Origin of the sequence: Mesorhizobium sp. WSM4898 (assembly GCF_029625845.1) — a bacterium.
Taxonomy (GTDB): Bacteria; Pseudomonadota; Alphaproteobacteria; order Rhizobiales; family Rhizobiaceae; genus Mesorhizobium.
Window position 1 is genome coordinate 318735 of sequence record NZ_JARTVQ010000004.1, and the last position, 20473, is coordinate 339207.

Here is a 20473-nt window from a genome sequence, read left to right on the forward strand (position 1 = left end):
AAAGGTAAGGCGCAGGCTCGACCGCGCCAACCTATTGGTTGCAGGCCGGCTCGCCCTGCTGTCCGCAAGAGAGCTTCTTCTTGGGCTGCGGCTTCTCCCGGGGGACACTCCGCTCTTGCATCTGCGGCCTCGGCTGCGAACGGAATTCCGGGCGAGGCTCCGATCTCTGCCGCCGCAGCACCTGCTCGTTAGGCCTTTCCTGCCTGAACTGGCGCTGCGCATTGTCGTTCGGCCTGTTGACTTTGAAGTTGCGCTGGACGGTGACATCCCGGCCGGCGGAACCTTCTTCGTTCTGCAGCCGGCGCAACGTCCTGCGCCTGTCGTTCCCGCTGGCCGAGCCCTGATTCTCGTCGGAGAACAGGGTCGGACTGTTCCTCCTGAGCCGCTTCTGCACGGCCGGTCCATTGTCGGTTGGCCCACCACTAACGCTCGGCAGTCTGCGGAACTTCTTGCTCTTGGCCGAGCCCTGGTTGTCATCGGAGAACATTTCGGGGGTGTTCTTTCTGAGCCGCTCGCGCACGCTCGGCCGGTTCTCGGCCGGCATCCGGTTGACGGTAGGCAGCTTGCGGACCTTCCTGCCCTTGTCGCTCGCGGCGGCCGAACCTTGTTCGTTCGGTTCGACCACGGACTGGCCTGCGGACAAATCCTTGCGCGTCAGCTTCCTCGGCTTGCCACCGCTCCGTTCGGATAAAGCCTTGGGATTGTTCTGCCTGAACTTCTCCCGCGCGCTCTGCCCGTTGTCGGCCGGCGTGCCGTTGACGGCGGGCAGGTTGCGGAGCTTTTTGCCCCTGTTCCGATCCGTGTCCTGCTTCCCGGTCCGGTCAGGACCGGCATTTCCGATCGCCTCTTGGTTGCCGCCCGAGACGCCTTGCCTGCCGGGTTGCCTCTTCAACTTGTTGCCGGGCAAGTTCTGGCCGTCGGGCGCCGGCTTGCCGTTGACCAGCGGCAGCCTCTTGCCATCGGCTCCAGGCAAAGCGTGATCGGTTGAGAGCTTGCCGGTTCTGGACGAGGTCTCCGGCGAGGTGTCAGGCTGCTGGCGCTGGATAACACGCTGACCAGGCTTCGGCGGCAGGGCGCCCTGTTGCTGCTGATTGGATGTGGCCTGACGGAACTTGGCCGCCCTCTTCTGCAGAAGCGGCGGCAGGGGAACCTTGGCCGCCAGCGCATCGGCGCGGCCACCAACGGCGCCTTCCATCGTTTTCCGGGCTGTACGGCGGTCAAGCTGAACACCGGCGCTCGGTTGCGCGGCCCGATCGATGGTCTCGTTTTTGATCGTCGTGTTGATGGTGTTGATGACCGTCGTGTTGTGGATGTTGTTGAAGATGATGGCGTTCGGCGGCGGCACGACGTGGCGCGGCGGGTTGATGAATACGGGGATCGGCACGAATACCGGCGTCGGCAGGATGAAGACGTCGACCGGCGGCGGAGGTGGCGGAAGCACGATGAAATCCGGCGGCGGCGGCGGCAGGAAGATCACCGTGATCGGCGGCGGCGGTTCGAAGTCGAAATCGGGATCGTCGAAATAGAGCACCGGCCGGTCGATATAGATGATTTCCTCCTCCGGCGGCGGCGGCAAATCATACTCATAGACGGTGAACTCCTCCGGCGGCTCCAGGGCAGCGTCGAAATGTTCGAGCCGCCGTCGTGCGTCCCAGGCATGCGGACCACGCGGATAGCGCCGCAGATAAGACCAGTAGGCTTCCGGCGTGTCCTCCAGCCAGGTCTCGCGCCAGGTGATCGCCTCGCGCCGCGCAGCGACAATGGCGCGCACGCGCTTAGCCATCGGATCGTGTGGATAGGCGACGAGGAAATCCTCGTAGCCGCGCATCGTGTCGCGGTCGAGAGCCGCGATATAAGCGTCACGAGCGTCGAAATCCTGGATCGCCCTGGTCCGGTTGGAGCGGGATTCGGCCTCCGAAACCTTGGGCGCGGGCGCGTCCGCGGCACGGTCGAAGAAGACGAAAGGCGCGGTGATCTTCGAGGCATGCCACGGAACTTCCGCGCCTTGCGTCATCTCGTTGACGCGCAGCCGCGTGCGGTCGAACACCTCGTCAACCGACAACCCGCCCTCGCGTATCATTTCGGCGAGCGCCTGAGCATAGGCGCCGTAAGGGCCCTTGCCTTCCGGCGCGACCGTTCCCGGAGCCGCGTTGAACGCAATCAGCATGTTCGGGTCGGGATCGACAAGCGCGAGACCACCGGCCAGGGGCTGGCTCATCTTGGGCAAGGCATCAGGCCGCGCCGCGTCGAGCACGACGATGTTTACCTTCGTCGGCAATCCGGCCAACGACCGGGTGACATCGGAGAGCCGCATCGCCTGAAGCGGCACGTCGGCTGGACTGGCGATCTGGGCATCGACCGGAAGAAAGTAGTTCTCCCCCTCGAACTGCACGCCGTGGCCGGCAAGATAGACGAAGACGACCGCGTCGGGACCGGCGGCGGAAACCTTGCCGAGAAAATCGCGCAGCGCGCCGCGCAGCGAGTCCTGATCGACATCGCGCGCGCCGACGACGTCGAACCCTGCCGCCTGCAGGGTCTGCGCGATCAGGCCGGCGTCATTGGCGGCAGTCGCGAGCTCGCCGGACTGATAGGCGCCGTTGCCGATGACGAAGGCGAGACGTTTTTGCTCTTGCGCGAGCGCACCGGTCGCGGACGCGGCGCCAAAAGCGATGAGAACGATGAGGCTGAGGAATTTTAGAAGCGTCTGCATGGCAATGCGCTGTCCGTTATCCGCCATCCGCCATCCGCTTATTTCAGTAACGCCGAAAGAGCAGGAATGTTTCCCTAACAGCGCAAAACTAAGACCTGCAAGAAGGCGGCTTTAGGGCGCAAATTTCGGAAAAGAGAGGCTTCAAGTTTCTTGCGAACCGGCTCTCGCGGACTACCGGCGCCGCTTCGGCTTCTCCAGCAGCGCGACGGCCTCGACATGCGGCGACCACAGGAACTGGTCGATCGGCGTCACGCTCTTCAGTTGATAGCCGCCGTCGATGAGGATGCGCAGATCCCGCGCCAGCGTCGTCGGATTGCAGGAGACGGCCGCGACCAGCGGCACGTCTGAGCGGGCGATCTGCTTGGACTGATCCTCCGCGCCGGCGCGCGGTGGATCGAAGACGAGGCCGTCGAAGCCGCTCAACTCCTTGAAGGTCAGCGGCCTGCGGAAGAGGTCGCGACGCTCGCTGGTCACGCGCTTCAAGCCGCTGGCGAAGCGGAAAGCACGGTCGAGCGCGGCCAGCGCTGGGGCGTCTCCCTCCACGGCATGCACTTCCGACTTCGCCGCCAGCCGGAGCGCGAAGCTGCCGCAGCCGGCGAACAGGTCGGCGATCTTCTTGACACGCGACAGGTGCTGGCAGACGAGACCGGCCATCGTCTGCTCGGCGGCCTCCGTCGCCTGAAGGAAGGCGCCGGGCGGCAGGGCGACGGCGACCGAGCCGAACTGCACCACCGGCTTCTTCGGCTCCACGATCACCTCGCCGTCGATCGAAAGCCTCGCCAAGCCCGCGGCCATCACAAAATTGGAAGCGATGCGGCGCTGGTTTTCGCCGAGCTTGCCCGCGTCATGGACGGCGACATCGAGGCCGGACGCCGTGGCGGTGACGGTCATGTGGAAGGCTTTCGGCGTCGCGCAGACCAGTCCTGCCAGTCTTCGCAAAGGATCGAGCGCATCAACGATTGCCAGCAGCGAGATCGGGCATTCCTCGATAGGAATGATCTCGGAGGAGAGCGCGCGCACGAAACCGAGCAGCATGCCGGCCTCGGTGCGCCGAGCGCTGAAGACGACGCGGCGGCGCGTGTGCGGCGCGCAAGGCACCAGCGCGTCGATCTGACCAGCGATGCCCTTGATCTTGAGCGCCTGCACCACGCGTTCGCGTTTCCACTGCCGGTAGCCGTCGGCCTCGAAATGCTGCAACGCGCAGCCGCCGCATTCGGTGAAGTGGCGGCAGGGCGGATCAACCCTAAGCGGTGAAGTCTCAACAACCGACATCAGCGTCGCGCGGTCCTTCTGGCGCGCGGCGGTGACCGTCTCGCCAGGCAGCGTGAACGGGATGAAGACCTCACCGCCATCGGCACCGGCGATGCCGTCGCCCTGCGAACCGAGCCTTGTGATGGTGAAGCGCGCGCTCATGGCGATGCCGCGTCCTTGATCGCGGCGAGAAGGAACTCGCGGTTGCCGTCGCCGCCCTCGATCGGCGATGGATGCAGCCCAAGCACGCGCCAGCCCGGCATGCCGGCAAGCCAGTCGCGCAAACCGGCGGCGATGCGCTCGGCCCCGCTCGGGTCCTTGAGCAGTCCGCCCTTGCCGATCGCCTCGCGACCCGCCTCGAATTGCGGCTTGACGAGAAGCAGCGCCCTGGCGCCCTCGCCCGCCAAGGCCAGCGCCGGCGGCAGCGCCAGCTTCAGCGAGATGAAGCTGACATCACAGACCAGGAAATCCGGAACGCGGTCGCCAAGATCGGCGGCGGTCAGGTCCCGCGCATTCAGCCCTTCAATGACCGTGACCCGCCGATCGGTGGCAATTTCCGGGTGCATCTGGCCGTGACCGACATCGATCGCCGTGACATGGGTAGCACCACGCTCGAGCAGCACCTGGGTGAAGCCGCCGGTCGAGGCGCCGATATCGAGCGCCTCATGCCCAGAGGGATCGAGGCCGAAATGGTCGAGGCCGGCAATCAGCTTCAGCGCCGCGCGCGACACATAGGCCTGCGCCGGATCGTCGACGGTAACGACACAGTGTGGCGCGACGGGCTGGCCCGGCTTGCGGGCGACTGCGCCGTCGACAGTGACGGTGCCGCGTTCGATCGCGTCGCGGGCGCGGGAACGGCTGGCGAACAGGCCACGTGCGACGAGCAGTTCGTCGAGACGCGGACGCGCGCTGGCGGGCAAAGAGGAACTCATCGGCCTTCATTGGCGAAAGCCGGCGGCGAAGGCAATGGCAGCCCTGTTGAATATAGCGCGGGGCACGGCAGAATGCCGGTGCCTATAGTCCGCTCACCCGGGCGAGGAGGAGCCATGCTGAAGGGAACCTGCCATTGCGGCGCCGCTCACTGGACGCTGGAAGGCGATCCGGGATCGATCACCGCCTGCAACTGCACCCTTTGCCGCCGCTACGGCACGCTCTGGGCCTATGACTATGTCGACGAGCGCATCCGCATCGCAGGTCGGACGAGCTCCTACAGGCGGGTCGAGGTGGCCGAGCCCGCGCTGGAAATCTTGTTCTGTCCGAAATGCGCCTGCGTGCTCGCCTGGCGCGGGTTGCGCCCCGGCTCGAGCGGCCGCATTCGCATCGCCGTCAATGTCAGGCTGGCCCCGCCGGAGGCGGTCGCCGACCTGCCGATCGAGCATTTCGACGGCCTCGAAACGTTCGACGACCTGCCGCGCGACGGCCGCTGCGTGCGCGATATGTGGTTTTAGAAAATAGTCCGCGAGACCGGGCGCTCGACCGCCGGCATCAGGCCGTCATTGTGGGAGGCCTGCTCGCGCGGCTCAGCAGGAGCCGGCGCCGTCGGCGCGGCTTCCTGCGGCACCACCAGTTGGGGAGCCTGCTTGTAGGAGAAGCCGCCGCGGATGTTGCCCATCTTGCCGGCAACGATGTCCATCACCGCCTTTTCGAGGTTGCGGTCGTAACGCGTTTCGGCTGCCACCGGCGCGGCCATGGCACTCAGCAGGGCCATGCCGCAAAGGAACGATTTCATTGTTCTTATCCCCTGCCTAGGACCAGGGTTTTAGCAGGGCGCCCGTTGAAAATCGGCCAAAAGACAAGGTAACCGAACGGCCAAATGAAAACCTAAACAAACAGTTGCAGCCGCAGCCAGCAAACTCGATCGGAGAGCTGAGTTTTCGATTCAGGCGCGCTGCGCCTGCATTCCATGGCCGAGTGCGGCGAAAACCGTCCGCACGATGCCGGTCGTGTCGAGGCCCGCGTCGGCATACATCTTCTCAGGCTTGGCGTGATCGGTGAACTCGTCCGGCAAGACCAGCGGGCGCACCTTGAGACCGTTTTCCAACAGGCCTTCATGGGCAAGGAAATGCAGCACCTGGCTGGCGAAGCCGCCGACCGCGCCCTCCTCTACCGTCACGAGAACCTCATGCGAGCGCGCGAGGCGGCGGATGAGATCCTCGTCCAGCGGCTTGGCGAAGCGAGCGTCGGCAACGGTGGTCGAAAGGCCCGCGGCGCCGAGTTCCTCGGCGGCCAGCAGGCAATCCTGCAGCCGCGTGCCGAACGAGAGCAGCGCCACCTTGGTGCCTTCCTTGAGAATGCGGCCTTTGCCGATCTCGAGCACTGAGCCGCGCTCCGGCATGTCGACGCCAACGCCGTTGCCCCGCGGATAGCGGAAGGCGATCGGGCCGCCGTCGTAGTCGGCTGCCGTGCGCACCATATGGCGAAGCTCCGCCTCATCGGCGGCGGCCATGACGACGAAGCCGGGCAGCGAGGCGAGGAAGGTCGTGTCGAAGGCGCCGCAGTGCGTGGCGCCGTCGGCGCCGACGAAGCCGGCGCGGTCGATCGGGAAGCGCACCGGCAGTTTCTGGATTGCCACGTCGTGCACCACCTGATCGTAGGCGCGCTGCAGGAAGGTCGAATAGATGGCGGCGAAGGGCTTGTAGCCTTCGGTGGCGAGGCCGGCGGCGAAGGTCACCGCGTGCTGCTCGGCAATGCCGACATCGAAGGTTCGGGCCGGGAACACCTCGCCGAAGAGGTCGAGGCCGGTGCCACTCGGCATGGCGGCGGTGATCGCCACGATTCGTTCGTCCTCGCGCGCCTCCTGGATCAGGCTCTCGGCGAAGACCTTGGTGTAGCTCGGCGCGTTGGCCGGCGCTTTCGCCTGCGCGCCGGTGATGACGTCGAACTTGTTGACGCCGTGATACTTGTCGGCGGCGGCCTCCGCCGGCGCGTAGCCCTTGCCCTTCTGGGTGACGACATGGATCAGAATGGGACCGTCGCCATTGTCGCGGACGTTCTTCAGCACCGGGATCAGGTGCTCCAAATTGTGTCCATCGATCGGGCCGATGTGGAAGAATCCCATCTCCTCGAACAGCGTGCCGCCGGTGACGTAACCGCGCGCATGCTCGACGGCGCGGGTGATGGCGCTGTCGGCGCGCTTGCCGAGATAGGAGGTCAGCTTCTTGCCGAAATCGCGCAGGCCGAGATAGGTCTTGCCGGAGGCAAGCCTCGCCAGATAGGCGCTCATTGCGCCGGTCGGCGGGGCGATCGACATGTCGTTGTCGTTGAGGATGACGATCAGGCGGGCATTGAGCGCGCCGGCATTGTTCATCGCCTCATAGGCCATCCCGGCGGACATGGCGCCGTCGCCAATGACGGCGATGACATTGTTGCGGCCGCCCGAGAGGTCGCGGCCCATCGCCATGCCGAGGCCGGCCGAAATCGAAGTCGAGGAATGCGCTGCGCCGAAGGGGTCGTATTCGCTCTCTGCGCGCCGGGTGAAGCCGGAGAGACCGCCTTCCTGGCGAAGCGTGCGGATGCGGTCGCGGCGGCCGGTCAGGATTTTGTGCGGATAGGCCTGGTGGCCAACGTCCCAGATCAGCCGGTCTTCTGGCGTGTTGAAGACATAGTGCAGCGCAACCGTAAGCTCGACGACGCCGAGACCGGCGCCAAGATGGCCGCCGGTGTGCGACACCGCATCGATCAGCTCCGCGCGCAGTTCGGTCGCCAGCTGCGGCAGCTCGCTTTCATCAAGCGTCCGCAAATCCGCGGGGATGCGGACTTTGTCGAGGAGCGGCGTGTCAGGCTTCGGGTTCACTCTGGGACGGCCTGTCAACTTAACCTTGGGTTAACCTTCAAATATGCGCTTTGCTATGCGCGAGATAGGCTGATGGCGCGCCAATGTAAATGCGTGTCAGTGACGCGCCTGGCGCAGAATGTCCATCCTGCGCTAACCTTCCGGCAGCGGAATGAATTCTTCCTCATCGCCAGGAACGATATCGAAGCGGCCCGTCTTCCATTCTTCCTTGGCCTGCTCGATGCGTTCTTTCGAGGACGAAACGAAATTCCACCAGATATAGCGCTTGGAGCCCAGCGACGCTCCGCCGAACAGCATGAAATGCGCGCCGCGCTCGGACGACACGACGATTTCCTCGCCCGGTTTGAACACCAAAAGCCGCTCGGCCGGGAAACGGTCGCCGGCAATCGAAACCTCGCCCTCCAGCGTGTAGATGGCGCGTTCCTCGGCGTCGCCGGGGATTTTGACGCTGGCGCCCGCCGCCAGCCGCAGATCGGCATAGAGCGTTTCCGAGGCGGTCGCGACGGGCGAGCGCAGCCCGGAAAATTCGCCGATGACGACGCGGCCGCTAACGCCCTCGGCATCGATTTCGGGCAGTTGGACGACCGACGTGTTCGCGAACACCGGGGCGATTTCTTCCTTGCTGTCCGGCAGCGCCAGCCAGGTTTGCAGGCCGGAAATCGACATCGGCGCGCCGCGCAATTCCTCGGGCGTGCGCTCGGAATGAACGATGCCGCGGCCGGCGGTCATCAAATTCACGTCGCCCGGCGCGATCACCATTTCGGTGCCGAGCGAGTCGCGATGCCTGATCTTGCCGTCGAACAGATAAGTGACGGTGGAAAGCCCGATATGCGGATGCGGGCGCACGTCGATCGCATGGCCGGCGCGCAGGATGGCCGGACCCATGCGGTCGAAGAAGATGAACGGACCGACCAGCCTGCGCTTCGCCGTCGGCAAGGCGCGGCGAACCTCGAAGCCGCCAATGTCCTTGGCGTTCGGAATGACCATCAACTCGATCTGGTCGCAGGCGAAGGCGTCGCCGGCCTCAGGATCGTTGCCCGGAAAGAAGCTCATGACCGGCGTCAGGCGAAGCGGAGCGCGGATCGGGCCTTCGCCTTGGCGGCCTCATCCTCGCGGTTGCGCGGATGCTGGGTGGTTTCGAGGCTGTCAAGCAGCTCGCGCGCGGCGGCGGCGATCGCCTCGACGGCGTGGTTGAAGGCATGCTCGTTGCGCTTGGACGGCTTGGTCGCGCCGCTCAGCTTGCGAACGAACTGCAGCGCCGCGTCATGGACCTCGTCGTCGGTCGCCGGCGGATCGAAGTTGAACAGGGTCTTGATGTTTCGGCACATGCTTTAACTCCTTACCTGCTTTCTGCCCGAAGCGGTCTGACATTGTGCACCGAGGTGTGTTGAGATTCAGGTCAGACCGAGCCGAAAATGGCGGGTTCCGAGAACCGGACCGGAGCGTACTTGAAGGACGTGAGCACCGGAACCGCAGAAAGCCGCGTTTGCAGGCGGCCTCACCTGAATATCAATACACCTCACTCGGCGTCGAGCGGCTCCGTTCCAACCGGCTTGCCGTCGCGCGAGAGCCTGATCTTCTCGACCTTGTCCTCGGCGGCCTTGAGCAAGCGGTCGCAATGAGCCTTCAGCGCCTCGCCGCGCTCGTAGATCTTGATCGACTGGTCGAGCGGAACGTCGCCGCGCTCCAGATCATCGACGATCTTCTCCAGCGCGTCGAGCGCCTGTTCGAAGCTCATCGCCTTGACGTCTTGGTTAGCTTCATCAGCCATCATTCATCCCTTCATCAGCCGCCCGACATGGGCGGCGACCGAAAATGCCAATCCTTGCAGATCGTAACCGCCCTCCAGCAGGCTGACGAGCCGGTTGCCGCTGTGGCGCCCGGCGCGCTCCATCAGCTGGCCGGTCGCCCAGTCGAAATCATCCTCGGTCAGGTTGATCGCGGCCAGCGGATCGCGATGGTGCGCATCGAAACCGGCGGAAATGATGATCAGATCCGGCTGGAAGGCGTCGATCGACGGCAGCACGCGCGACAGGAAGGCGTCGCGGAACGTGTCGCTGCCGGTGCTCGGCGCAAGCGGCGCGTTGACGATGTTGCCGGCGCCGGTCTCGCTCTTGGCACCGGTGCCCGGATAAAGCGGCATCTGGTGGGTCGAGCAATAGAGCACCGACGGATCGTCCCAGAAAATGTCCTGCGTGCCGTTGCCGTGATGCACATCCCAATCGACGATGGCGACGCGCTCGGCCAGATGCTTCTCCTGCGCATAACGGGCGGCGATCGCCGCGGTGTTGAACAGGCAAAAGCCCATCGCGGTCGCTTTTTCGGCGTGATGGCCGGGCGGACGCGCGGCAACGAAGACATTGGCGGCACGGCCCTCGAACACATCGTCGACGGCGGCGTTCGCCGCGCCGATCGCCGTCACCGCGGCCTGCCAGCTTTTCGGGCTGGCGCTGGTGTCGGCATCGATCGAGACGATCCCCGTCTCGGGAATCGCAGCGCGGACACGGCCGACGAAATCCTCCGGATGCGCGTAAAGGATAGTCGCCTCGTCGCCTTCCGGCGCCTCGACGCGGTCGAGGGCCGAAAAAGCCTCGTCGTCGAGCACGCGCTCGATGGCGCGCAAACGGTCGGGCCGCTCGGGGTGGCCGGGCGGCGTGAGGTGTTCCAGGAATACCGGATGAGTGTAAAGACGAGTGGTCATGGCGCCTAATCTAGGCACCTGTCGCACGGATAGCCATGTTCCAGCGCCGAATGATTGGGGAAATCGCGCCCAATCGTGTCGCTGGCGGCATTGGCCCGGCTTCGGCTTCGCGATAAGGTCGCGTCGCTGCCTGGTGCCCGCAACGCGGGAGAATCGGGAACACGGTTGAAATCCGTGGCGTGCCCAACGCTGTGAGGGGGACCGCGCCGGCAAACGCCACTGTCCCAGACGGGAAGGCGCCGGATGCGGGTCGATCCCGAGCCAGAAGACCGGCCCGGCAGACATGGTCATCCGCATGGTCAGGCGGAGGACTGCTTATCGCAAGGGGACAAGCGATGCAGGCACGAACAGCCGCCGCCGGCGGCGATGACTTTGACCAATTGGCGCGCGACGCCGTCTACCGGGCCATGTTCACCCGGCGCGACGTGCGCAGCCATTTCCTTACCGACGATCTCGACGACAGCGTTTTGGCGCGGCTGCTCACCGCGGCACACCACGCGCCGTCGGTCGGCTACATGCAGCCCTGGAACTTCATCATCATCCGGGACGCCACAAGGCGGCGGCAGGTGCGCGACCTTTTCCTCGCCGCGCGCGAACAGGAACTGCCGGCGATCGAGGTGGAGCGGCGGGCGCTCTACCGCAAGCTGAAGCTCGAGGGCATCTGCGAAAGCGCGCTCAACCTCTGCATCACCTGCGACCGCCAGCGCTCGAAGAACTCGCCGCTCGGGCGCTGGCACAATCCGGAGATGGACCTCTACAGCACCGTCTGCGCGGTGCAGAATTTCTGGCTCGCGGCGCGGGCGGAAGGCGTCGGGGTTGGCTGGGTGAGCATCATCGAGCCCGAAGCGCTGAAGCGACTGCTGTCGATCCCCGAGCACGTCACGCCGATCGCCTATCTCTGCGTCGGCCGCGTCTCGGAATTCGCGCCAAGGCCCGACCTCGAAGCGCATGGCTGGGGCAAGCGCCTGCCGCTGCCCGAGCTGGTGATGAGCGAGACCTTTTGCGGCGCCGGCGAGGCGCCGCTCAAATCGGCGATCGCTCGTCTCGGAGAACGATTGAAGCCTTAGAACCGCTCGGCGTTCCATAGACCCGCCCCAACCGCAACGCGCCATCGCGCTTCGCGTTTGCGCAATGGCGCATTGGAAAGCCTGACCGTCGTTGCCCGCTCAGAAAACCGGGGATTGTTCGCGCATCGCTCGACAACGTGACGGTTCTTCCTGGCGTGATTGGGCCGGATCTCCGCACTCCCTTCCTCACGGCTAACCCTGTGCCAAGCGATGTCGTTCTCGGGCTTCAGCGTCTCGCGAATTCACCGGCGTTTCGCAATTAAATTCTGTCTTGTCATGTGAATAGGCAGATTGAGCTGGGCTACGGCGCTTATTGTCGGGCGATAGATGAGACCCGGCGTGTTCCCATGAATTTTTTTGCAATAGATCGGTCCGCCGAACATGAGGACGAAGCGGAATGGGAGCGCATCCGCGCAAAATACCCCCCGCAAGAACCATTCCTCAACTTGAACAACGCCGCGGTCAGTCCTCCACCGACTGTTGTCGAGGAAGCGACGGTTGACGCCTACCGCTTCATCAGTCGCAATCCCGACTACAATATGTGGAGCAAGCTCGACACAGCACTTCCTCATATCAAACGCGAGCTGGCGGAACTGATCGATTGCAGCCCCGGAGAGATCGCGCTGAACCGGAATTCGTCGGAGGGTCTTTCGACAGCGATCTTCGGAATACCGCTGACTAAGGGCGATCAAGTGCTGATCTCGCCTTGGGACTACCCCAGCGTTCGTGCGGGCTGGCTGCAGCGGCAACAGCGCGAGGGCATCGAGGTTTTAAACTGCACCTTCGACCTCATGGACAGCGACGACGACATCATCGAATCCTATGTTCAGGCGATGACCCCGCGTACCCGCGTCCTGCAGCTGACCCACATGTACCACTGGAACGGGCGTGTCCTGCCGGTGAACCGGCTCTGCGAAATCGCGCGGGAGCGCGACATCATGACTGTCGTCGACGGTGCCCAGACTTTTGCTCAGATGCCGGTCAGCTTCCGCGAACTCGATTGCGATTTTTTTGTCACCAGCCTGCACAAGTGGCTCGGTGCTCCTATCGGCAACGGGATGCTGGTCGTCAGCGAACGCCGGATCGATACCACCTGGCCATTGCTTGCACCTTTCGACCAGCCCGCGGTGCACATAGACAGGTTCGACCATTGGAATCTCGGCACCTACAATTCCGCTGTCCAGGCAGGAATCGCGCCCGCAATTCAATTCCACAAGGCGATCGGCGCGGAACGGATGCATGCGCGACTGCGCGAACTCACCCGATATTGGGTAGGTCTCGTCCAGGACATTCCCGGTTTCAGGCTCCATACGCCGACCGACACGGACAGCCTCGCTGCGATAAGTCTGTTTTCGATCGACAGCATCGACATGCAGCAACTCGAGCGCGACCTTCGCGAGAAACACCAGGTCCACGTGAAATACCGCAAGGTCGAGCACGTCGAGGGTTTGCGGGTTTCGCCACACATTTACATGCTTAAGCGCGATCTTGATGCCTTTGTCGCCGCGCTGCGAAGCGCTGTGGAGTGAACCGACGAATTTTCTCTGGCTGTGCCCGACCTTAGCCGTCTGCTGTCTGGCGAATAGCGTTTTCGCAGTCGAGGGGTGCAGGATGGCAGCGCCGCTATTTGCGCTTAAAGCTGCCCAGGCCTGCACCCTGACAAGAGTTCAATAGTTTCGCTCAAGGCGGTGAGCGTGGTCTGCATTTTTGAGGTCGATCAATGCGCCAAGTCTACGTGAGTGGATCCTATCTACCGGAAAGCGAGGCCCGTATCTCGGTCTTCGATCGGGGCTTCCTGTTCGCCGACGGAGTCTATGAGGTCACGCTCGTTCTTGATGGCAAGCTCGTCGATTTTGCCAGTCACATGGCGCGCCTGCGGCGATCGCTCCGTGAGCTCGATATGCCGTTCTCCCTGACCGAAGCAGATCTTTTGAAGATCCACAGGGAGCTCATTGGACGGAACAATGTATCCGAGGGACTTGTCTATTTGCAGATCACCCGGGGCGCGGCCGACCGCGATTTCATATTTCCTACTCGGGATACGCCCAACACCGTGGTGCTCTTCACACAAGAGAAGGCATTTGTCGAAAATCCGGTCGCCATACGCGGCCAGCACGTCATAACCGTGGAAGATCTCCGGTGGCGGCGCTGCGACATCAAAACGGTGCAACTCCTGTATCCCTCCATGGCCAAAATGCAGGCGAAATCACGCGGCGCCGATGACGCATGGCTAGTGAGGGATGGTTACGTCACGGAAGGCTCTTCCAACAACGCCCATATCGTGACTTCGGATGGGACGATCGTCACGCGGGATCTCTCGAGCGATATCCTGCACGGGATTACCCGGGCAGTCGTTCTGCAGTGCGCAAGTGAACTTCATCTGCGGGTGGAGGAGCGCCCATTCACAGTAGTAGAGACCAGACTTGCGACGGAGGCGTTTTCAACGTCATCATCCGGGCTGGTGAACCCGGTGGTCAGGATGGATGGTGCGCCGATCGGCAACGGGCTGCCGGGCGTAGTCACCCGGCGGTTGCGACAAATTTATCTCGATAGAAGCCGAGCATCGGCGATCTAGCGTTGATCGTCGACGGTGTTCTCTGCGGCGTCAAACCTCGATACGCAACCTGCCGGTGGCGTTACTCAGGGCGCATATAGACCGCGCTAACTCAAGCACTCCTGACGCCAGCCCTGCACGTGAATAGCTCGCCCGAGCACTCGCGGCGCCCAAGTAGCTTGACAAGGCCGCTGCTAGACTGGCGTTCGCGCCAGATGCTGTCGGCGATCCTTCCATTGGCGAGGCATCTTCTCTGACTCTAGTCAAGCGGTCCTTGGCGAATCCCAGCGCGAGCCGCCGAAGGGGCTGAGCGCCTTGTCGCGCAGCTCCCTGAACTTGGACGAGGCTTCGGCCAGGCGCCGGTCCCATTCCGGATTGGGGACCTGGCCCTCGATGGTGGCGAAGTAGACCTGCATCAGCGAAGCGATGGCGAAGGGCTCGATGAAAGCCGCCTTGAAGGCCCAGGCGAAGACGATGGCCAACACGAAGGCCCAGCCGGCAAGCTGGCCCGGCATGGCCCAGAGGATCGCGGCGGCGGGCGCCAGCATCAAAAGAAAGATGACGAAGGAAACACCCCACATGATCACCGCCAGCCAGACGGCGTTCTTGACCATCAACTTGCCGTTCTGCGCGTAGAGCACGACGCCTTGCCTGGCGGTCTCGAAAGGCGAGTTGGAATTGGTGCGGATGTTGTAGCCGAGGATGATCTCGTCGACATAGGTCAGCGACAGGCGGATGACGGTATTGATGAAGCTCACCAGACCGCTTAAGCCTGGAATGGGTAGGAACGCAGCAATGCCGCCGATCAGCCCTGTGATGGCGCGGATGGCGCCTTTCACCAGCTGGTCGACGACGAAAAGGATGTTGGCCTCGGCGAAGCGCTTCGTCACCACTTCGCGCGCATAGGCGATCTGGCCCTGGCCGTCGGGAACGTCCTGCCCGTCGATCAGATGGACCATGACGGCGATATGGCCTGCCTTGAGCACATAGAGAATGTATTCGCGGATCCAGTAGACGGCGATCGAGACCACGCCGAAGCCGACGACCCCACCCCACAAGGCAAAGGACATCGGCCCGTCCGGATCGGTCGAGATGTGGCCGACGCCGTAACCGACGCTGGCGCCGGTGCCGGTCGCCGTTATGTAGGCCACCGTGATGCCGAAATAGACGATGATGCGAAAGACGATGAACGGCCACGTCCGCATCATGATGGACACCGACCGGCCGATGCTGAAGTCCCACATGGCCCCGACCCTCCGCCTCAGAGAATTGGCGGGAGAGGATGCGCTCGCTCCTGCCAAAGTCAATGTCGGAGGGATTTTGAGCGGGGGACAATTGTCTGAGGCAGCGCGGACCCGAGTGATTGCCCGGAACGCCGCGACCGGATGCTATTTGGTTTTCAGGCCTTCCAGCAGCTGCTTGAACGCCGCCACAACCTTCTTCGACGTCGCTTCCGGATCCTTGGCATTGGCGATGCGCTGCGAGGCCTGGCTACTGGCGCCGTTGATGAGCCGCGCTGCGGTCTCGGGGTCGAGATCGGGAACGACGACGCCCTCCTCCTGCAGCTTTGACAGGTGATCGGTCATTGAAGCCGTGCAGGCGCTGGCGTTGGGCCACTGAGCCGGATCGCCGAGCACGGCCGGGCCGTCCCTGAACATGATGCGCTGGATTTCCGGCTCAAGCGCCATCTCGATATAGGTGGTGCATTCGTCGACGAAATGCTGCCAGCGAGTAGGCGCCCGCGAGGCCACCTCGTTCACCCGCGCCGCCATCTCGGCGTCGATCTCGGCGATCACCGCCTGCAGGAGCCCCTTCTTGTCGCCGAAATGATGATAGAGCGCGCCGCGCGTCAGACCCGCCGAAGCGGTGAAATCGTCCATCGAGGCCTCGGCATAGCCGATCGTGCCGAAGGCATGGCGCGCGGCCGCGATCAGCTTGGCGCGCGTCTCGGCGATCATCTCCTTGCGGGGTTTGTGCATGGCTCCTGGTCTTATTCACATACGCGTCGTATGCTAATTGACATACGCGACGTATGAACTATCTGACATTCATACGCTGCGTATGTAATTGCGGCGCCTTCCCTTGTCGAGGAACGGGACCATGCGAAACCCATATTCGGAAATCTTTCGGGCTCCTGGCACGAAGAGCTTCGCCGCGGCAGCCTTCATCGCCCGGCTGCCGATCGCCATGGCGCCGATCGGCATTGTGGCGATGCTGTCACAAACGCATGGCGAGTACTGGCTGGCCGGCGCCGTCTCGGCCACATACGCTTTGGTCAACGCCTTCCTGTCGCCGCAGGTCTCGCGGCTGGTCGACCGCCTCGGCCAGAGCCGGATTGCCGTGCCGACGACACTTGTCTCGGCGCTTGCCTTCGCGACCTTGATCGTCGCGGCCAACCAGCACTGGCCGGTGTGGACCTTGTTCCTATCGTCGCTGCTTGCCGCCTTAATGCCCAGCATCCCGGCGCTGGTCAGGGCGCGCTGGACCGAGATTTTTCGCGACCGCCCCGAGCTCAATACGGCCTTCGCCTTCGAATCGGCCGCGGACGAGCTGGTCTATGTCGCTGGGGCATCGCTGTCGGTGGGCTTGAGCGCCGCGCTATTCCCGGAAGCCGGGATGGTGGTGAGCACCTTGCTGCTCGCCTTCGGCTCGGCGGCATTCCTGCTGCAGCGTTCGACGGAACCGCCCATTCGCCCGGCCGAGGATGGCGCGGCCGGTTCGGCGATCCGCCTGCGGCCGGTGCAGATCATCACCTTTGCGCTGATCTTTGTCGGCGCGACCTTCGCAACCACGGAAGTCACCACCGTTGCCATTACTGAAGAGCTGGGCCAGCCCGAAGCAGCCAGCCTCGTCATCGGCGTCTATGCACTGGGATCCTTCGTGCTCGGCATCATCGTCGGCGCGCTCAGTTTGCGCACGCCGCTGCAACGCCAACTCGCGATAGCTGTCGCCGTCATCGCGCTCACCACGCTGCCGCTGCTTTTTGCCGACACGGTGCCGACCCTGGCGCTAGCCGTCTTCGTCAGCGGCGTTGCCATCTCGCCGACCTTCATCACCGCCTTTGGCCTGATCGAACGCCACGTGCCGCCGGCAATGCTCACGGAAGGCGTGACCTGGGTGACCACCGGGATCGGCATCGGCATGGCGCTAGGCTCCTTCGCCGCCGGCTGGATGGTCGACACTTTTGGACCGCAGAACGGGTTCTGGGTGTCGGTGGCGGCAGGCTCAGTCGCTTTGGTCACCGTGCTCGCCGGCCAGTGTCGGCTGGCGACGCCGGACTGCGACCCGAATGAATGCGAAGCGGCGATTGCTCCGGCTGGATGATACCGATGCATCCGGCTCTGGCTGCCTATATGTCCTGCTTTTGAACGAACTTCGCCGCCGGGACTGCGTAAAGCCCCGTCGGCGCGCCATGGAGCATGATCTCCCGCTCGAAGACGAAGCCGCATTTCTCCAGCACGCGCCGCGATGCCGGATTGGCGGGACGCGCCAGTGCGATCACCCGATCGGCGCGCAAGGGGCCGAAAGCCGCGTGCAAGGTCCCCCGGACCAGTTCCGTCGCGTAGCCATGCCCCCAGGTCTCGGGATGAAGATGATAGGACAGGTTCAGCCCATCGAAATCGCTCGATAAGGTGACACCGCCGAAGCCGATCAGCCTCTCGTTGGCTTCGACCGCCCAGCGACCAAATCCGTGCCTGTCCCAATGATCGATGTCGCGAGCGAGCCTTGCAGCGCTCTGCTGCGGCGTGTCCGGCGTCGGGTCGGGGCGATGCGCCACCAGTTCGGGGCGCGAAAAAAGATCGGCCAGAAACTCCAGATCCGCCTGTTTGGGCCGGCGCAGCAGCAATCGTTCGGTCTGCTGGCTGACAGGCAATGGCGCGGCCATCGTTTTTCTCCGCCGCCTGTCGGCCGAAACGTCAGAGAATTTCCGTTTTGGCGATGTGAATGCCGAATCCTTCGAGGCCGACATAGTGGCGCTCGCGCGAGGCGATCAGGTTGATCGAGGAAATGCCGAGATCCTTGAGGATCTGCGCTCCGAGCCCGATCTCGCGCCACTCGTTCTCGCGCCGGCGCGCCTCTTCGTGATCCTCGCGGTCGCCGCTTTGTGGCCGCTTGCGCTCCTGATGGGCGACGCCGACCGAGCCTTCGCGCAGGTAGACGATGACGCCACGCTTGCGCTCGCCCATCGCCTTCATGATGTGGTCCAAGCGGTGGCTGGTGCCGAAGACGTCGGTGACGACGTCTTCCGAATGCAGCCGCACCGGCACCTCCTCGCCGTCGCGGATGTCGCCGAAGACGACCGCGACATGGTGCATGGAATCCCAGGGCAGCGTGTAGGTGAAGACCTGCGCCTTGCCGCCGGGCGTCTCGATGTCGGAGCAGGCGACGCGCTCGACCAGCGTTTCCTTGCGCTGGCGATAGGCGATGAGATCGGCGACCGAAACCTGCTTCAGCCCGTGCTGCGCGGCGAAAGCCTGCACCTCAGGTCCACGCTTGACGGTGCCGTCGTCGTTGACCAGTTCGGAGATGACGCCGATCGGCGGCAGCCCGGCGAGTTTGCACAGGTCGACCGCGGCTTCCGTATGGCCCGAGCGCATCAAGACACCGCCTTCGCGCGCGATCAGCGGGAAGATGTGGCCGGGCCGCACGAAGTCGGAGGCACCAACATTGCCATTGGCGAGGTTACGCACGGTGAGCGTGCGGTCGTCCGCCGAAATACCCGTCGTGGTGCCGTGCTTGAAGTCGACGCTGACGGTGAAAGCCGTGGTGTGGGCGGAATCATTGTCGGCCACCATGGGCGCAAGGTTTAGCCTCCTTGCGTCCTCGCGCAGCATCGGCGTGCAGACGATGCCGGAGGTGTTGCGGACGATGAAGGCCATCTTTTCCGGCGTGCAGTGGACGGCGGCAACGATCAGGTCGCCCTCGTTCTCGCGCCCATCATCGTCCATGACGACGACGATCTCGCCGCGCTCGAAAGCGCGGATCGCTTCGACGATCTTCTTCTGGTCGTATGGCATGGACGCTCGCTAGCTCGCTTGGGGAATAGGGCGGTAAGGGAGTAGGGGAACGGAAAAAGTTTGGCGTCGCCGAATGCGACGTAACATACTCTCCTGCTGCCTTACTGCCCTCCTCCCCTTCCCGTCTGTCCTCTATGGCGCAGATAATGATCCGCAATCGCGCAGGCAACCATGGCCTCGCCGATCGGCACCGCGCGGATGCCGACGCAAGGATCGTGGCGGCCCTTGGTCATGACCTCGACGTCCTTGCCATCCTTGTCGATCGATTTCCGCGGCGTCAGGATCGAGGAGGTCGGCTTGACGGCGAAGCGGGCGACGATCGCCTGGCCGGTCGAGATGCCGCCGAGGATGCCGCCGGCATTGTTGGACAAAAACACCGGCTTGCCGTCATTGCCGATCCGCATCTCGTCGGCATTCTGTTCGCCGGTGATGCGGGCGGCTTCGAAGCCGTTGCCGATCTCGACGCCCTTGACGGCGTTGATCGACATCAGGCCGGAGGCGATGTCCTGGTCGAGCTTGGCATAGATCGGCGCGCCGAGGCCCGCCGGCACACCTTCGGCGACGATCTCGATCACCGCGCCGACCGACGAGCCGGCCTTGCGAATGCCGTCGAGATAGGCGGCAAAGACCGGAACCGAGGCCGGGTCGGGGGTGAAAAACGGGTTTTCCGCATCGCCGATGAAATTCCAGTTCCAATTGGCGCGATCGATTGACTTTTCACCCATCGAGACCAGCGCGCCGCGCACCACCATGCCCGGCACCACCTTGCGTGCCAGCGCGCCGGCCGCCACTCTGGCTGCCGTCTCGCGCGCCGAGGAGCGGCCGCCGCCGCGATGGTCGCGCAACCCATATTTGATCTCATAGGTGTAATCGGCATGGCCCGGCCGGTACTGGCGCGCGATCTCGCCGTAGTCCTTGGAGCGCTGATCCACATTTTCGATCAGCATCGAGATCGGCGTGCCGGTGGTGATCATCGTCTCGCCGTCCTCGTCGAGGATGAAGCCGGAGAGGATCTTGACCTCGTCCGGCTCGCGGCGCTGGGTGACGAAGCGCGACTGGCCCGGGCGGCGCCGGTCGAGCTCGGCCTGGATGTCCTCGCGCTTGAAGCGGATCCCGGGCGGGCAGCCGTCGACAACGCAGCCAAGCGCGGCGCCATGGCTTTCACCCCAGGTGGTGACGCGGAAAAGATGGCCGAAGGTGTTGTGAGACATGGAAAAAACGCCCTGCCCGGCGCGGACCCGGTTCGCCGGTTCAAGCGTGCCTTCTATTGGCGTTTTCCACAGCGGTCAAACGGTGATCGGATGCATCAATCTGTGATCTGGAGGATTTAGTTTTGACACATTCGGTTGGTTTCTGCTCTCTTCCATCCGCCGTTGAGG

Annotated in this window: 19 protein-coding genes and 1 riboswitch; of the genes, 5 read left to right on the forward strand and 14 right to left on the reverse strand. The window is 63.8% G+C overall.

Going from position 1 to position 20473, the window contains the following annotated elements:
- Window positions 1-31 precede the first annotated feature (31 nt).
- The 3 genes from P9228_RS20825 to P9228_RS20835 form a co-directional block, all read right to left on the reverse strand.
- Window positions 32-2737 carry a caspase domain-containing protein gene (locus P9228_RS20825; protein ID WP_278055303.1) on the reverse strand — a complete coding sequence of 902 codons (2706 nt, stop codon included), beginning with the start codon at window positions 2735-2737 and terminating at the stop codon, window positions 32-34.
- Between the two features lie 144 nt (window positions 2738-2881).
- Window positions 2882-4123 (reverse strand): class I SAM-dependent RNA methyltransferase, encoded by a 1242-nt coding sequence (locus tag P9228_RS20830; RefSeq protein WP_278055305.1) that lies wholly within the window; start codon window positions 4121-4123, stop codon window positions 2882-2884.
- Window positions 4120-4893: a TlyA family RNA methyltransferase gene (locus P9228_RS20835; RefSeq protein WP_278055306.1), complete on the reverse strand. Its 774-nt coding sequence runs from the start codon at window positions 4891-4893 to the stop codon at window positions 4120-4122. The genes P9228_RS20830 and P9228_RS20835 overlap by 4 nt, the downstream gene beginning before the upstream one ends.
- A gap of 114 nt (window positions 4894-5007) precedes the next feature.
- Here P9228_RS20835 and P9228_RS20840 point away from each other — a divergent pair, with 114 nt between their 5' ends.
- Window positions 5008-5409: a GFA family protein gene (locus P9228_RS20840; RefSeq protein WP_278055308.1), complete on the forward strand. Its 402-nt coding sequence runs from the start codon at window positions 5008-5010 to the stop codon at window positions 5407-5409.
- Here the strand turns inward: P9228_RS20840 and P9228_RS20845 are convergent.
- The 6 genes from P9228_RS20845 to P9228_RS20870 all read right to left on the reverse strand — a co-directional run bounded on the left by P9228_RS20845 (window position 5406) and on the right by P9228_RS20870 (window position 10455).
- Window positions 5406-5690, reverse strand: coding sequence for a hypothetical protein (locus P9228_RS20845; protein WP_278055310.1), 285 nt, complete (start codon window positions 5688-5690; stop codon window positions 5406-5408). The genes P9228_RS20840 and P9228_RS20845 overlap by 4 nt on opposite strands.
- A gap of 150 nt (window positions 5691-5840) precedes the next feature.
- Window positions 5841-7754, reverse strand: a complete 1914-nt coding sequence (dxs, locus tag P9228_RS20850) for a 1-deoxy-D-xylulose-5-phosphate synthase (protein WP_278055312.1) — start codon at window positions 7752-7754, stop codon at window positions 5841-5843.
- Between the two features lie 132 nt (window positions 7755-7886).
- Window positions 7887-8807: a pirin family protein gene (locus P9228_RS20855; protein ID WP_095777992.1), complete on the reverse strand. Its 921-nt coding sequence runs from the start codon at window positions 8805-8807 to the stop codon at window positions 7887-7889.
- Window positions 8808-8815: 8 nt separating this feature from the next.
- Window positions 8816-9082: a DUF2277 domain-containing protein gene (locus P9228_RS20860; RefSeq protein WP_127215633.1), complete on the reverse strand. Its 267-nt coding sequence runs from the start codon at window positions 9080-9082 to the stop codon at window positions 8816-8818.
- A gap of 191 nt (window positions 9083-9273) precedes the next feature.
- Window positions 9274-9525, reverse strand: coding sequence for an exodeoxyribonuclease VII small subunit (locus tag P9228_RS20865; RefSeq protein WP_095778033.1), 252 nt, complete (start codon window positions 9523-9525; stop codon window positions 9274-9276).
- Between the two features lie 3 nt (window positions 9526-9528).
- On the reverse strand, window positions 9529-10455 hold the full coding sequence (locus P9228_RS20870) for a histone deacetylase family protein (protein WP_066998053.1): 927 nt from the start codon (window positions 10453-10455) through the stop codon (window positions 9529-9531).
- A gap of 114 nt (window positions 10456-10569) precedes the next feature.
- Window positions 10570-10748: riboswitch (cobalamin riboswitch) on the forward strand.
- 42 nt (window positions 10749-10790) lie between these two features.
- Here P9228_RS20870 and bluB point away from each other — a divergent pair.
- The 3 genes from bluB to P9228_RS20885 all read left to right on the forward strand — a co-directional run bounded on the left by bluB (window position 10791) and on the right by P9228_RS20885 (window position 14097).
- A complete protein-coding gene (gene bluB / locus P9228_RS20875) occupies window positions 10791-11522 on the forward strand; it encodes a 5,6-dimethylbenzimidazole synthase (RefSeq protein WP_278055315.1) in 732 nt (243 codons plus the stop codon).
- Between the two features lie 347 nt (window positions 11523-11869).
- Window positions 11870-13051, forward strand: coding sequence for an aminotransferase class V-fold PLP-dependent enzyme (locus P9228_RS20880; RefSeq protein WP_278055316.1), 1182 nt, complete (start codon window positions 11870-11872; stop codon window positions 13049-13051).
- A 191-nt stretch (window positions 13052-13242) separates the two neighbouring features.
- Window positions 13243-14097 (forward strand): D-amino-acid transaminase, encoded by an 855-nt coding sequence (locus P9228_RS20885; protein WP_278055317.1) that lies wholly within the window; start codon window positions 13243-13245, stop codon window positions 14095-14097.
- Window positions 14098-14339: 242 nt separating this feature from the next.
- Here the strand turns inward: P9228_RS20885 and P9228_RS20890 are convergent, their stop codons facing one another.
- Window positions 14340-15320 (reverse strand): hypothetical protein, encoded by a 981-nt coding sequence (locus P9228_RS20890; protein ID WP_095777995.1) that lies wholly within the window; start codon window positions 15318-15320, stop codon window positions 14340-14342.
- Window positions 15321-15464: 144 nt separating this feature from the next.
- A complete protein-coding gene (locus P9228_RS20895) occupies window positions 15465-16055 on the reverse strand; it encodes a TetR/AcrR family transcriptional regulator (RefSeq protein WP_066998060.1) in 591 nt (196 codons plus the stop codon).
- Window positions 16056-16176: 121 nt separating this feature from the next.
- Here P9228_RS20895 and P9228_RS20900 point away from each other — a divergent pair, with 121 nt between their 5' ends.
- Window positions 16177-17400, forward strand: coding sequence for an MFS transporter (locus P9228_RS20900; protein WP_095800305.1), 1224 nt, complete (start codon window positions 16177-16179; stop codon window positions 17398-17400).
- Window positions 17401-17425: 25 nt separating this feature from the next.
- On the opposite strand, the gene P9228_RS20905 is transcribed toward P9228_RS20900, so the two are convergent.
- From P9228_RS20905 to aroC, 3 genes are all read right to left on the reverse strand, one after another.
- Window positions 17426-17962, reverse strand: coding sequence for a GNAT family N-acetyltransferase (locus tag P9228_RS20905; protein WP_095800306.1), 537 nt, complete (start codon window positions 17960-17962; stop codon window positions 17426-17428).
- 31 nt (window positions 17963-17993) lie between these two features.
- Window positions 17994-19094 (reverse strand): 3,4-dihydroxy-2-butanone-4-phosphate synthase, encoded by a 1101-nt coding sequence (gene ribB, locus P9228_RS20910; RefSeq protein ID WP_067327840.1) that lies wholly within the window; start codon window positions 19092-19094, stop codon window positions 17994-17996.
- Between the two features lie 101 nt (window positions 19095-19195).
- The gene (aroC, locus tag P9228_RS20915; protein ID WP_278055322.1) at window positions 19196-20305 is read right to left on the reverse strand and encodes a chorismate synthase; all 1110 of its coding nucleotides are present in this window, start codon (window positions 20303-20305) and stop codon (window positions 19196-19198) included.
- Between the last annotated feature and the right edge of the window lie 168 nt (window positions 20306-20473).